At 63.4% G+C, this 13,824-nt stretch carries 13 protein-coding genes; 8 read left to right on the forward strand and 5 right to left on the reverse strand.

The window, feature by feature from the left end; all coding sequences use genetic code 11:
• Nucleotides 1–90: 90 nt before the first annotated feature.
• Nucleotides 91–897, forward strand: a complete 807-nt coding sequence (locus AS9A_RS16470) for a sulfite exporter TauE/SafE family protein (RefSeq protein ID WP_013808229.1) — start codon at nt 91–93, stop codon at nt 895–897.
• On the opposite strand, the gene AS9A_RS16475 is transcribed toward AS9A_RS16470, so the two are convergent.
• A complete protein-coding gene (locus AS9A_RS16475) occupies nt 898–2,265 on the reverse strand; it encodes an MBL fold metallo-hydrolase (RefSeq protein ID WP_013808230.1) in 1,368 nt (455 codons plus the stop codon).
• Nucleotides 2,266–2,452: 187 nt separating this feature from the next.
• Here AS9A_RS16475 and AS9A_RS16480 point away from each other — a divergent pair, with 187 nt between their 5' ends.
• The 3 genes from AS9A_RS16480 to soxR all read left to right on the forward strand — a co-directional run bounded on the left by AS9A_RS16480 (nt 2,453) and on the right by soxR (nt 4,183).
• Nucleotides 2,453–3,007, forward strand: a complete 555-nt coding sequence (locus AS9A_RS16480) for a class I SAM-dependent methyltransferase (protein WP_013808231.1) — start codon at nt 2,453–2,455, stop codon at nt 3,005–3,007.
• 163 nt (nt 3,008–3,170) lie between these two features.
• Nucleotides 3,171–3,593 (forward strand): DoxX family protein, encoded by a 423-nt coding sequence (locus tag AS9A_RS16485; protein ID WP_013808232.1) that lies wholly within the window; start codon nt 3,171–3,173, stop codon nt 3,591–3,593.
• 143 nt (nt 3,594–3,736) lie between these two features.
• Nucleotides 3,737–4,183: a redox-sensitive transcriptional activator SoxR gene (gene soxR, locus AS9A_RS16490; RefSeq protein WP_041451163.1), complete on the forward strand. Its 447-nt coding sequence runs from the start codon at nt 3,737–3,739 to the stop codon at nt 4,181–4,183.
• Nucleotides 4,184–4,290: 107 nt separating this feature from the next.
• Here the strand turns inward: soxR and AS9A_RS16495 are convergent, their stop codons facing one another.
• Nucleotides 4,291–5,679, reverse strand: coding sequence for a cystathionine beta-synthase (locus tag AS9A_RS16495; RefSeq protein WP_041452101.1), 1,389 nt, complete (start codon nt 5,677–5,679; stop codon nt 4,291–4,293).
• Between the two features lie 163 nt (nt 5,680–5,842).
• Between AS9A_RS16495 and AS9A_RS16500 the strand changes: the two genes are divergently transcribed.
• From AS9A_RS16500 to AS9A_RS16510, 4 genes are all read left to right on the forward strand, one after another.
• Nucleotides 5,843–6,922, forward strand: coding sequence for an SGNH/GDSL hydrolase family protein (locus AS9A_RS16500; protein WP_041452102.1), 1,080 nt, complete (start codon nt 5,843–5,845; stop codon nt 6,920–6,922).
• 49 nt (nt 6,923–6,971) lie between these two features.
• The gene (locus AS9A_RS24195) at nt 6,972–7,112 is read left to right on the forward strand and encodes a hypothetical protein (RefSeq protein ID WP_013808236.1); all 141 of its coding nucleotides are present in this window, start codon (nt 6,972–6,974) and stop codon (nt 7,110–7,112) included.
• Between the two features lie 96 nt (nt 7,113–7,208).
• On the forward strand, nt 7,209–8,426 hold the full coding sequence (locus AS9A_RS16505; protein WP_013808237.1) for an acetyl-CoA C-acetyltransferase: 1,218 nt from the start codon (nt 7,209–7,211) through the stop codon (nt 8,424–8,426).
• A gap of 167 nt (nt 8,427–8,593) precedes the next feature.
• The gene (locus AS9A_RS16510) at nt 8,594–10,156 is read left to right on the forward strand and encodes a S1C family serine protease (protein WP_013808238.1); all 1,563 of its coding nucleotides are present in this window, start codon (nt 8,594–8,596) and stop codon (nt 10,154–10,156) included.
• Between the two features lie 20 nt (nt 10,157–10,176).
• Here the strand turns inward: AS9A_RS16510 and nagB are convergent, their stop codons facing one another.
• From nagB to ptsP, 3 genes are read right to left on the reverse strand one after another with little or no spacing between them, the layout of a single operon-like run.
• A complete protein-coding gene (gene nagB / locus AS9A_RS16515; RefSeq protein WP_013808239.1) occupies nt 10,177–10,923 on the reverse strand; it encodes a glucosamine-6-phosphate deaminase in 747 nt (248 codons plus the stop codon).
• A gap of 13 nt (nt 10,924–10,936) precedes the next feature.
• A complete protein-coding gene (locus AS9A_RS16520) occupies nt 10,937–12,133 on the reverse strand; it encodes an N-acetylglucosamine-6-phosphate deacetylase (protein ID WP_013808240.1) in 1,197 nt (398 codons plus the stop codon).
• Nucleotides 12,130–13,812, reverse strand: coding sequence for a phosphoenolpyruvate--protein phosphotransferase (ptsP, locus tag AS9A_RS16525; RefSeq protein ID WP_013808241.1), 1,683 nt, complete (start codon nt 13,810–13,812; stop codon nt 12,130–12,132). Before ptsP ends, AS9A_RS16520 begins: the two co-directional genes overlap by 4 nt.
• Between the last annotated feature and the right edge of the window lie 12 nt (nt 13,813–13,824).

A 13,824-nucleotide genomic window follows, 5' to 3' on the forward strand; every position in this document is an offset into this window, starting at 1 on the left:
CGTGCGAAGTGGCCTGCATGACTGACACTTAGATACCCTAGGGGGTATAGTTCTCGGTATTGCCTTCGCCCATCGCGACCAAGGAGCACCATGGCAACGGCCGCCGCCATCACCATCATCGGACTGGTTATCGGCGTGCTCCTCGGCCTCCTCGGAGGCGGGGGCGCGATACTCGCCGTCCCCGCACTCGTGTACATCCTCGGGCTGCCCGTTACCCAGGCAATTCCCATGTCGCTCATTGTGGTGGCAGCCGCAGCAACGACAGGCGCGTATCCGCGCCTGCGCAAGAAACTCATTAACTGGCGTCTTGCGGCGATCTTCGCTGCTGCAGGTATGCCAGCGGCAGCGCTAGGCACCATCGTCGGCCGAGCAGTGCCCCAGGACATGCTGCTAGCAGGGTTTGCCATCGTCATGATCGCGGCGGGTATCCGCATGCTCCGCAAACCCGATCATGTTGGGACGGCATGCACAGTAGTCGACCCTGGCACCGGTGTCGCGAAGGTCAATTGGCGCCGATGCTCGAGCCGATCGATCCCCGCAGGTATCGGTGTGGGCTTCGTGACCGGCATGTTCGGTGTGGGCGGCGGATTCCTCGTCATCCCCGCATTGGTTCTTCTGCTGGGGATTACCATGCCCGTTGCGGTGGGGACGTCGCTGGTTGTCATCGCGGCGAACTCCGTAGCCGGTCTGCTCGGGTATATCGGCAGCGTCTCACTGGACCTGAAGATCACCGCGCTCTTCACGGCAGCCGCCATCGTTGGCTCACTTGTGGCCGGCCGCTTCAGCACCAAAATCAGCGGCCAGAGTCTTCAGCGCTGGTTCGCCTACCTCGTCTTCCTCGTCGCCTTCGGTATCAGCGCGGAACTGATTGTCCGCACCATCCTCGAAGCCACATAATCAGGATTCCTCTATGAGTCCGTGCTGCCCAGCCTCGTCGAAGTCATCATCGATCAGAACGATCTCGCGCCCATCGCGATCAAGAATCGACGCAGTGATCGATGCGCGATATCCCGATTCACAATGCACCCAGATCTCCCCATCGGGCACTTCATCGCGCCGCGACAGCACCTCGTGAATCGGGATGTTGAGCGCACCAGGGATAGCCGAAGCATTGTGCTCATCCTTGCGTCGCGCATCGAGCACGACAAGCTCACGAGCATCCTTCTCGCGAGCGAGGTCAGCGAAGCTCGCGACACGATAGGACCGCACATCGCTAGCCGCGAGCGCGAGGTCCGCGAGATGCTCGTGACTGCTCACAGCAGCGCCGGTCACGTTGTCGATCCCGATACGCGCAAGGTCGCGGCGCGCGTCGAGCACCTGTTCTGTCGTACCGCCGATAAGCGTGATCGGCGCCCCCCACTGGTACAGCCAGCCCAGATAGGTGACAAACGATGTCGACAGTTCGAATCCCATCGTGCCCGCGAGATGCCCCGCCGCGAACGCACGACGCTGACGCAGGTCAACAACCCACTCACCGTCATCGATCCGCTGCCGTAACGCAGCTGCGTCGACCGGTTCGGGAGCGCGCAGGTCTATAGGCTCTGGCCCCTGGCTGTTGATGACCCCCATGTGCGCGTAGTAGGCAGGATAGTCACTGAGGCCCGCCATGAGGTCGTCGACGTAGGTTTGCTCGTCATGCGTCAGGGCGGGATTCGCTTGCCGTTCCTCGCCGATAGTGGAGGATTCGTTGCCTGATGATTGCGTCGCCGAACAGAAGCTGCCGAAACCGTGAGTTGGATAGACCTCGACGTTCGGCGGAAGCTCCTCGGCAAGCTTGCGTACCGAGTGGAACTGCTTGTGCGAGAGATCCGTAGTGTGCTCTGGCCCGAGGAGATCCGTACGCCCCGTCGTGCCATACAGCAGGGAGCCACCTGTGAAGACGGCCTTCGGTTCGCCTGCCTCATCGAGCAGGACGTAGCTGAGGTGGTGGTGGGTATGCCCAGGCGTATGCATCGCCTGGAACCGCATTGCTCCCACCTTCAGCACTTCCCCGTCGGAGATTGCCCGGTGCCGGAAATCGACGTCGTCCATCTCCGAGAGAACATACTGAGCACCGGTGACCCGGGACAGTTCGAGACCACCGGTGACGTAGTCGTTGTGGATATGCGTTTCGAAAACGTGCGTGATCGTGACACCGCGCTCGCCTGCCGCGCCCAGCGCGCGATCTACGTCACGCTGAGGATCGATCACAGCCGCAACCGCGCCGTCATCGACCAGGTAGGAACGATCTCCCAGACTCGAGGTTTCGATGGTTGAGATGTGCATCTTCGGCCTCCTGCTGTGGACTTCAGCTCCCTCGATACTATACACCCGGGGGTATTAAAAGCTCACACGGGAACTCGCTGATTACCCCCACGTCGTACCCACCTTCGGGTTCGTTTACACGCCGCAGAGCGCCGCTGCTATCCCCGTCTATCCTGTCGATTGTGAGTCCAACACCTCCGCAGGCGCCATGAGCGCAAGCCCCGATCAGGAGCGGTGGAATCGGCGGCATTCTCTGCAGGCACCCTCCTTTAGAGTTTCACCCCTCGTCAGCCAGTTGCGCGCCATCAACCCACCTGACGGACCGGTGCTCGAAATCGCCTGTGGCACTTCCGGCTCCGCACTCGAGTTCGCTCGCGAGGGGCGCCGAGTTGTCGCTGTCGATGTTTCTGACGTTGCACTCAATCACCTTGCGGCTGAAGCTGCGCGGCTCGGAGTCACTGACTTTATAGAATTCGTGGAAGCGGACGCCGCCGCCCACTCCTTCACGCCTCGGCACTTCGCGATAGTCCTCGCGACGTTCTTCTGGGACGCCGCCGCATTTGAGCACGCGTGCAACGCTGTCGCCCCGGACGGCGCGCTCGGCTGGCAAGCGCTAGCTTCTCCCGTGGCGGGATCACGGTGGAGAGTTCCGCATGGCCACCTCAGCGCCGCCCTGCCGGGCGATTTTGGCGCGGTGAGCGAGTTCGAAGGCGGCGCCGGACCCCATGCCTGGACGTGCCTCCTCGCCCGGAGGTTCGGATGACGAGGTGTGACAACCGACACACCTCATTGACCTCAAGTTAGCTTGAAGTTTTACGTTTGATCTCGTCGGAAGGAACAGACGACAGCTTCTTTCATCGACACGTCGATGTGCGGCCGCATCAATCGACCCACGTGCTACCGAGCCTCACACACAAGGAGCAGTCATGAGTCAAAGCACGCTGGTACGAGAACCCGCAACCACACCTCATCCCCTTCGGACTACCGGACGCTGGGCCCTCAGCATTCTCTTCGGCGCCCTTTTCGCGTACTCGGGGGCGGTGAAGTTGGCCGGTGATCCAGAACAAGTCGAAGGGTTCGAAGAACTCGGATGGGGCCAATGGTTCCGCTACTTCATTGGTGCCGCCGAGGTCGCGGGTGGAATCGGCCTCCTAATTCCGGCACTTGCCGCACTCGCGGCGGCGGGCCTGGCAGTCATCATGGCAGGTGCCACTTTCGTCCATCTCCTCGACGAACACCCGGCTTACTTCGCGCTGATACCGGCGGTGCTGGGTGTGGTCCTCGTACTGATGGTTCGCGCGAATTGGCACCGCACCCCAAGTGCTATTCGCGGGGCATTCAGACGCTGACCTGCCGCATACAGAGTTGGGGAGTTTCGCCTCTGCTACCAGGCGCGGAACTCCCCGATCCACGCCCAACGCTTGTCTCAGTTCCCGCAACGTCTGTGCAGCAACTTCAAGTTCACTCGAAGTCAGCGGTTATTCTGGATCGTATGGGCAGACACGAGCATTCGCTGACGATTGGAGAGCTCTCGGAGCGGTCCGGTGTCGCGGCGTCAGCATTGCGCTACTACGAATCGCTCGGGCTCATCCGTTCCGAGCGGACTTCTGGCAACCAGCGGAGATACGCACGCTCCACTCTTCGCCGGGTGGCGTTTGTCCGGACTGCGCAGCAGGTCGGCCTCGATCTCACAGAGATAGGCGACGCCCTCGCGGAACTCCCATGCGAACGTACGCCGACACGCGCAGACTGGGCCCGTCTCTCGCGGCACTGGCGGCAACGCCTCGACACGCAAATCCGTCAGATCGAGCGTCTCCGAGACCGCCTCGATGGCTGTATCGGCTGCGGCTGCCTCAGCTTGCAGCGGTGCCGTTTGTTCAACCCCGGCGACGAACTCGCCACCGAAGGCCCCGGAGCGGTGCGCCTGATTAGGGACTGAGGGCGCCAGGTCCGAGCGCACACAGATCCGCCACAGATACTTCGGATTTCCTCACGATGTTTCCTAAGGAAATCTCGGGTATCTGTGGCGGATTCTGCGAGTAGACGTCAGGCGCGGCCCGAGCTGTAGAACACGAGCAGATCGTGGCGTGTGATCACGCCGATTGGCTTCCCGTCTTCGACCACCATCAACGCATCCGTGTCCGCGAGCGCCTTCTGGGCGTCCTCAACGGTTTCACCTGTACCGATCAGCGGCAGCGCGTCGCTCATCACCTTGCTGACTGGATCCGCGAGGTGTGCCCGGCCCTCGAAAACCGCGCCGAGAAGGTCCCGTTCGTTGATACTGCCACGCACTTCCCCGGCCATGATCGGCGGTTCGGCACCCACAACAGGCATCTGGGAAACGTCGTACTCACGCATGATCTCGATCGCGTCGCGCAAAGTCTCCTGTGGATGCGTGTGTACGAGGTCAGGCAGCTTGCCCGACTTGCCACGCAGCACGTCACCGACAGTCGAAGCCGCGGTCGAGCCGTCGAGCCTGGTCCGCAGGAACCCATACGAGGACATCCACGCGTCGTTGAAGATCTTCGACATGTAGCCGCGGCCACCATCGGGCAACAGAACCACGACAACGGCGTCTGGGCCATCGCGGCGTGCCACCTCCAACGCACCGACGACGGCCATACCGCAAGAGCCACCCACCAGCAGTCCATCTTCGCGTGCGAGTCGACGCGTCATCTCAAAGGAGTCGGCATCCGATACCGCAATGATCTCGTCGGGAATCGCAGGATCATAGGCACTCGGCCAAAAGTCTTCCCCGACGCCTTCTACAAGGTACGGCCGACCGCTGCCACCCGAATACACAGAGCCTTCCGGGTCCACGCCGATGATCTTCACGGCGCCGTTGGACACCTCTTTGAGGTAGCGACCCGTACCCGTGATCGTTCCGCCCGTACCGACGCCGGCAACGAAATGCGTGACCTTGCCTTCGGTATCCCGCCAGATTTCAGGACCCGTCGTTTCGTAGTGGCTATCCGGGCCGTTCAGGTTCGAGTACTGGTCCGGCTTCCAACCGCCCGGAATCTCATCAGTCAGCCGGTCGGAAACGCTGTAGTAGCTATCCGGGTGGTCCGGCGGGACCGCGGTGGGACAGACCACAACCTCGGCACCATAGGCACGCAGAACATTGCGCTTGTCCTCGCTGACCTTGTCGGGGCAGACAAAGACACATTTGTAGCCGCGCTGCTGCGCGACCAGGGCGAGCCCCACTCCCGTGTTGCCCGACGTGGGCTCCACGATGGTGCCGCCCGGCTTCAACTTGCCCTCTTTTTCCGCCGCTTCCACCATCTTCAGGGCGATGCGGTCCTTAGAGCTGCCGCCAGGATTGAGGTATTCAATCTTCGCAGCGACGATGCCGGGGATACCATCGGCCACTGAGTTCAGCTTCACCAGCGGCGTGTTGCCGATGAGGTCGACCACGTGTTCTGCAATGCGCATACCTCCATCGTTCCAGATGTTGCGCAACATGTACGCATCGCGGTCCAACACCACCCACTCTGGAGGCGCGAGAACCAGGACAGCGGTATAAATTTGGGTGGGCTAGGCGCCTTGTTGGTGACGCTGTGAGGGAGGTGAGGGTGTGGCTGGACCTCACCCGCTACTGCCGTCGCGGACCAGGCTTTCCGATTCTCGAGGGCATGTGGCTGCCCGCGCGGCTGCGGCTGCGGTCATCGGTGCCACCTCGGCTGGCGCCGCAAGCTGGGCCACCTACAATTTCCTCGCTGCACAGGCCCGCACAGCTCGCGGGCGTATCGGCAAACTGCCGCCTTTCCCGCCGGAAGCTGACGGTGTGTACCACCCGGATGGCGGACGGCCAGAGCGCTGGAGCCAGACCCGCAACGCGGATATTCACCTGATGATCTTCGGCGACTCCACCGCAGCCGGGCTTGGAGCGACCTTCGCGGACGAGACCCCTGGCGTTCGCCTGGCCCGCGGTCTCGCGGAGGAATCCGGCAAGCGCGTGCGGCTGAGCACCAAAGCGATCAGCGGTGCTACTTCCAAAGGTTTGAAGGGGCAGGTCGACGCGGCGCTCATTGCGGGCAGCCCGCCAGATGCCGCAGTGATCCTTGTCGGAGCCAATGATGTGACCGCGCGCCAATCCGTGCGAAGGGCTGCCGGCCGCCTCCGGGAGGCGGTGCGGCGCCTGAAGGAGCACGGCGTGATCGTGGTCGTAGGCACCTGCCCCGATTTCGGCATCGTCAGTGAGATCCCGCAGCCGCTGCGCTTTGTGATCCGCCGCTGGGGCTTGCGGCTCGCTCGCGCACAGTCTGACGTGACGGAACTGGAAGGCGGGCACGCGGTGCCGCTTGCGGACCTGCTGACGCCCGAGTTCCTCGAAGCCCCTGACCGCCTGTTTTCGTCCGACCGCTTCCATCCGTCGCCCGCTGGTTATGAGCTAGCCGCGGAGAACATTCTGCCCGTGCTTTGCACCGCGCTCGGTGTGTGGAAGGGCGGCCCTCTCGAGGATTTGCCGGAGGTGTCGGTTGCGGCTGAAGCCCGCCGCCCGACAGTTCGGCTTTGGAATGCGATGAACCGCTTGTGGTTCCGGCATCGCAACCCGCCGCAACTGGCCACCCCGGCGCAGCCCGCCCCGAGTCCGTTTGGCGACGATCCCGCCGCGAGACTGACGCGTGTCGCCCAGGAGCACCGCAGACACAAGAAGTCGCCATTCCCTGACTAACGGGTGCTGCACACCCCCAGAAGTTGGCAGAATTGGGTGATGGACACGGATGACGATGTTGATGAGATGGGCATCCGAACTCGAGGTTCCGGAGTGGCCGCAATTCATGCGCGGGTGCATCGCCTACCGTGCTTCACTCGACCGCGAACTCCCTGACACACCACGGACCGCACGGGAATTCGGCGGATGAGAGTGGCCGAAAATTTCGCGGCGCAGCAATTAATCCAGACTAGTCTGGTATGAGGCACTATCCAGATTCCGCCAGTTGGTAAACAGAGGAGTTCTCATGCCTGAGGCCGTCATCGTCGCTGCCGCCCGATCCCCTATTGGGCGCGCAATGAAGGGCTCGCTCAAAGAGATCCGGCCCGACGATCTCGCTACCCAGATGGTCGGCGCCGCGCTCGCCAAGGTTCCCGAACTCGATCCCACAGAGATCGACGACCTCATCCTCGGCTGCGGACTTCCTGGCGGGCAGCAGGGCTTCAACATGGCCCGCAAGGTCGCCGTCATGCTGGGCCACGACTTCTTGCCAGGAACGACAATTACTCGCTACTGCGCATCATCGGTGCAAACCACCAGGATGGCGCTGCACGCTATCAAGGCGGGCGAGGGTGACGTCTTCATTTCCGCTGGAGTGGAGAGCGTATCGAGCTTCATACATGGCAACTCTGACTCCTTGCCCAACACGAAGAACCCGCTGTTCGCTGAGGCCGAGGAGCGAACAGCCGTCACCGCCCAGGGCGGGGTCACCTGGCACGATCCTCGCGAAGATGGGCTGCTGCCCGATGCCTACATCGCCATGGGGCAGACCGCGGAGAACGTCGCACAGCTGACCGGCATTTCCCGGGAAGAGCAAGACCGCTGGGGCGTGCGGTCCCAGAACCGCGCTGAAGCTGCGATCAATTCGGGTTTCTTCGAGCGAGAAATCACCCCAGTCACGCTTCCCGACGGCTCCAAGGTCACCACGGACGACGGCCCACGCCCCGGAACCACGTACGAGGGCATCAGCCAGCTGAAGCCCGTTTTCCGGCCTGATGGGACCGTCACCGCGGGCAACGCGTGCCCGCTCAACGATGGCGCTGCCGCACTCGTCATCATGAGCGACACCAAGGCACGAACGCTCGGACTGACGCCGCTTGCCCGGATTGTCGCCACCGGGGTGTCCGGGCTGTCGCCCGAGATCATGGGACTCGGCCCCATCGAGTCCACCAAGCGTGCGCTTGCCACGGCGGAGATGACGCTCTCCGACATCGACCTCGTCGAAATCAACGAAGCCTTCGCCGTTCAGGTACTCGGTTCGGCCCGGGAACTCGGGATCGACGAAGAAAAGCTCAACGTTTCCGGTGGCGCTATCGCACTCGGCCATCCATTCGGCATGACGGGCGCTCGCATCACCACCACGCTGATCAACAACCTGCAGTCCCATGACAAGCAGTTCGGCCTCGAAACCATGTGCGTTGGGGGTGGGCAAGGCATGGCGATCATCCTCGAGCGCCTGAGCTGACGGCCCCGGCTGGTGCTCCATACGTCGAGGTGAAAACCATTAACAGGCCGTGACTTAAAGGCGTGAAAATGTAACCTGTGACGCCCCGGCGCGGAGTACGATCTTCCTAGATGGCCGGGCGGATGACGCCCCACCATCATCGTGTTCACCGTGAAAGGTAGGACCTGATGGCTGGGGTTAATCTGCGTCCATGTGGTGGCGGTTATTCGCGAGCGGTGCTCGGAATAGTGACGGTCGCACTTCTGGTGCTTGCCGGATGCGGCAGCGAGCCGGAGTCCAACGGCAACGGAAACACCGGCTCAACAACGCAGAGCAGCCTCGACGGGGTCCGGCCCGCGACTGTCCGGATCGTCGCTGAAGGTACCTTCGTCGATCCTGAGGTCGGTTTGCAGCTCAATGCCGCAGGCAGCGGATCCGGCTTCATCATCGACCCCAGCGGCATCGTCGTCACCAACAATCACGTCGTCACTGGCGCCGCACTGCTGCGCGTGTACGTCGATGGTGAGGACCAGCCGCGCAACGCCCGCGTCCTCGGCTACTCCGAGTGCTCCGACCTTGCCGTCATCGATGTGGAAGGCGAGGGTTTCCCTTCCCTCGACTGGCATGACGGTGAGGCTAACGTCGGACTCGACGTGTACACCGCCGGCTACCCGCTGGGTGATCCAGAATTCACACTGACCCGCGGGATCATTTCCAAAGCACGGGCCGATGGCGACACCGATTGGGCTTCCGTCGATTCTGTCATCGAGCACGACGCGACGATCAACCCCGGGAATTCCGGTGGCCCGCTGGTTACGGCAGACGGAAAGGTCGTTGGGGTGAACTACGCGGGCAATCATGACGCTCGCCAGTATTTCGCCATCAACCCATCGGAGGCGAGGCCGCTGATCGACCGGCTCCGTGCAGGTGAGAATGTCACATCCATCGGCATCAACGGTCAGGCTGTGACGGACGGTGCGGGCCTCAATGGCGTCTGGGTGGCTGCTGTCGCATCGGGTTCGGTCGCAGCAGAAGCAGGTATCGAACCGGGCGACATTATCACCCACCTCGAGCGGCTCGAACTCGCCACTGACGGCACGATGGCCGACTTCTGCGACATTCTGCGCAGTCGCTCCGCCGACGACGTGATGGCCATCGAGGTCGTCCGATTCGCGAACGGCGAAGTCCTGGCGGGACAACTCGGAGGGAGTCCGCTCGAACAGAAGTTCTCGTTCGCGGACGAACTCGCCGACGAGGTCAGCACCGGTTCCGCCTCCTCGTACTCGAGTTTCGTGACGATCGCCGACGAGTCCGGTGCGATCACCGTCGAGGTGCCCGCTGAATGGTCGGACGTCGATGGCACCCCGTTCTCCCGGGATGGTGCGGAGTTCATTGATGTTCGGGCTTCGAGTGATCTCGAGTCGTTCACCAACAGCTGGGACACTCCGGGAGTGATCGTCACAGCGTCAGCCGACCTCGCGAGTTCCTACGACGAAGCGTCCTACCTGGATCGTCTGTCTGAGAACTTCGACCAGGTCTGCGACTATACGGGACGTTTCGACTACTCCGATCCCCTCTACTCGGGCGTGTACGACATGTTCGAAGAGTGCGGTGGCACCGGCGCGGTGTACATCATCGTGAGCGTGATGCCCGAAGACCGCAGCGCCGTCATCGGTGTGCAGATCCAGATCAACGACGAGAGGGACTTCGAGGCACTGGACCACGTCCTCGCATCATTTGTCCTGCACTAGCTTTCCCGGACCGGCAACGCCTACGCGGCCCCACACCCTGCGCGTTGCAGCCTGCTCGCAGCCGCTTTGTCCGCGATCACGGTGACATGATCGTGCAACTGCAGCACCGAAGCTGGACAGTCCGATGTGACGGGGCCGTGCAGCGCCGCAGCCAAAGCATCCGCCTTCGCTGCGCCAGTGGCGATGAGCAGGAGATGCCGGGCTTCACGGATCGTCCCAAGCCCCTGCGTGATGCAGCGCCGTGGTACGTCGTCAATCGATTCGAAGAAGCGGGCATTGTCGGTGCGCGTCTGCTCCGCGAGGAGGCCGACATGTGTTCGGGAGTCAAGGTGTTCGCCCGGCTCGTTGAAACCGATATGTCCGTTGCTGCCGATACCAAGCACTTGTACGTCGACACCTCCTGCGCTCCGGATCGCAGCCTCGTAGCGGGCAGCCTCCTGCTCGGGATCTGCTGCCTGACCCGCCGGAGACTGGACAGCTGTGTCAGCGAGGTCGACGTGCGAGACGAATTCGGAACGGATGACCGAGTAATACGACTCGGGATGACTGCGCGCGAGCCCCACGTATTCGTCGAGCAGGAAGGCGCGCGAGCGGGCGAAGCTCAGGCCTTCTTCGCGATGCCGGCGGATGAGTTCCCGGTACGTGGGCACCGGTGTGGAGCCGGTAGCAAGCCCCAATGTTACGGGGCCGGACCGGACGTAGCTTTCAAGCACATCGGCCGCTGAGACGGCGACGTGAGCGACGTGGGCTTCAATTCTTATTTCCATGAAGGGCTCTCCGTTATGGGTGGCTGGGAGCGGGGCGTGGGCCACCGGAGATCGTCCGGGTCCCGATTTCCTGACCCCTGAACCACACGCTGCGCGGTTCGAGGTGATCGTCCAAAGCGACGATATTGGCGGGGTATCGAGCAGCGATACTTCCAGCGTAAGCGCCAATGAGCCGGGCTGGGGTGACGGTCGCGGCCTGCACCGCACTGAGGAGGTCAACACCAGCGGCAACGGTGTGTTTGAGGATGTCGATCATGCTGGCCGTCCCCCCGGCAATTGGAAGCTTGCCATCCGCGCCGCAATGCTCGGCCTCACGCAGCCGCGCCACTCCCCCGTCGACCCTGACGTCGAGCGCGCCGAGCATGTAGTCACCGTCAGCCATACCGGCTGCGGCCATCGCGTCCGTGACGAGTGCGATCTGACTGGGGCCTACCAGATCGAACACCATGCGCACTGTGTCGGGCGCGAGGTGCACGCCATCGGCGATGAGTTCAACGACCATGTCGCCAGCGGCTGCGGCGCTCAGGCACGCGGCAACCGGTCCTGGTTCACGATGCAGCAGCGGCGGCATCGCATTGAACAGGTGGGTGGCGCACCACTTCCCTGGGGAGGTGAGCATCGCCGCGCGGGCTGTCGCGGCGTCCGCTGAGGTGTGACCGAGGCACGGCACCGCATCGTGGCTGCGCAGCAGGTGCGTCAACTGGCGGAAGTTGGCGGTTTCAGGCGCGAGGGTCTGGCTGCGCACCACTCCCTCGCCGGCATCAAGCACGCGACTCAGCAGGGCAGGGTCCCCGGGAACGATCGCCGCTGGGTCCTGTGCCCCGCACTTCGCGGCGGACAAGAATGGCCCTTCCAGGTGGATTCCGGCGAGATCTCCAGCGTGGACGAGTGGAGCCAGGTTCTGGACCTGGCTCTCCAGCACCTCCCCCGGTGCGGAGACAAGACTTGCGAGCTGCGTCGTCGTACCGCGTGCTCGGTGGTACCGCACCGCTGTGCGAGCGGCAGTGGGGTCGCCCGTGAATCCGGCGCCGCCACCACCATGGCAGTGCACATCGACGAAACCGGGAATGAGCGTGGCACCCGTTTCCGTCGCGTCGCCAGTGAAGTCCCGGGTATGCCCAACCCACGTGATGGTGTCGCCTTCGAACTCGACGACGCCATCGCCGATGACCTCGGTGCCGGTGATGATCCGGCCGCGCAGCGCCGTCATGCCAGACCGTCTTGCGTGAGACCCAGTTCAGCTACCAGCGCGGCGGGAACCAGATCCCGTACCGCACTGCGCGCCTCCCTCGCCGAGCGCGCCTTGCGTGCTGCTTCCGCGACTTGTTGGCATTGCGCAAAAGTCACCCCCAGCAGGGCAGTACGGACACCGGCGATAGCGCGCGGAGCCATCGACAGGCTTGTGACGCCGAGTCCGGCGAAGACGAGGGCCAGCAGCGGGTCAGCGGCGGCTTCGCCACATACCCCTACCGGCTTGCCGTCAGATGCGTTCACTGTCAGGGCCACCAGGTCGAGCAGAGCTGGCTGCCACGGGTCGAGAAGTGGTGCCACCGCACCAAGCATGCGGTCCGCGGCGAGGGTGTACTGCGTCAGATCATTCGTCCCGATACTGACGAAATCAGCTTCGCTGAGGATGTCGCCAGCCCGGAGCGCCGCGGACGGCACCTCGATCATTGCCCCGCACGTGCGGATTCCGTAGCCACGAGCGAGCACGGTGAACTCGGCGGCCTCGTCGAAAGTAGCAACCATTGGCGCCATCACCCAGAGGTCAGCGTTCGATTCCGCACCCGCCGCGGCCAGCGCCTTCAGCTGGTTCCCGAGCAGTTCTGGGAACCTCACCCGAGTCCGCAGGCCGCGGACCCCGAGCGCCGGGTTCTCCTCCGCTCCGAGTGGCAGGAACGGGAGCGGCTTGTCGGCGCCCGCATCGAGCGTTCGCGCGACGACTTTCTTGCCTGCAAACTGCGTGAGAACCGCGGTGTACAGGGCTTTCTGCTCGTCGAACGTCGGAGCAGTCGATCGGTCCAGGAAAGCGAACTCGGTTCTGAATAGCCCCACGCCTTCCGCGTCAGCCTCGAGTGCGGCGACTCCGTCAGCGGGTCCGGCGATGTTCGCGAGCAAACCAACCGGGTGCCCGTCCTGGGTTCGGCCCGCGCCAGAGGTGACGAGCGATGCGGCGCTCGCGGAAAGCGCACGCTGACGTTGCTCAGCAGACGGGTTCACGAGAACCACTCCGGACGCCCCGTTGACGAGGAGTTCCGTACCGTCGTCGAGTTCGCTAGCGCCGCTAGCAGCGACGACGGCGGGTATGCCAAGTGCCCGAGCAAGGATCGCGGTGTGGCTGGTTGGTCCGCCTTCCTCCGTCACGATCGCGACGACGTCACTGCCCCCAAGGGTCGCGGTATCCGCGGGTGTGAGGTCTTTCGCCACAAGGACGTAGGGGTAGCCAGGCTGAGGGACCCCTGGCGCTGCCACACCCTTGATGAGAGCGACCACGCGGTCCCGCACGCCACGGAGATCGGCGGCGCGTTCCGCCATGTAACCACCCAGTTTTTCGAACATCGCCGCGAACTCTGCGGCTGCCAGCGTCACCGCATGAGCCGCAGGCGTGCCAGCGTTCACATGTTTCTCCGCGGCCGCGTGCAGGGCGCTGTCGCCTGCTATCTGCGCCGCGACGTTGAGAACGTCACGTGCCTCACCGTCCCTGAGGTCGGCCTCGCTCTTGAGTGCGTCCGCGGCCTTCGTGAAGCCTCCGCGGAGCAGGGCAAGCTGGGTCGCAGTGTCCGATGCGGGGCCCCTGTCCGAGTCTTGCGGGCTGGTCGTGATCGGCGGTGCAAGGCGGAGGGCGGGTGCGACCGCGCTCCCAGAACTTACTCCGATTCCGGTAAACATGTGGCAGGGTCC

The sequence above is a fragment of the Hoyosella subflava DQS3-9A1 genome (assembly GCF_000214175.1).
GTDB classification, from domain to species: Bacteria; Actinomycetota; Actinomycetes; order Mycobacteriales; family Mycobacteriaceae; genus Hoyosella; species Hoyosella subflava.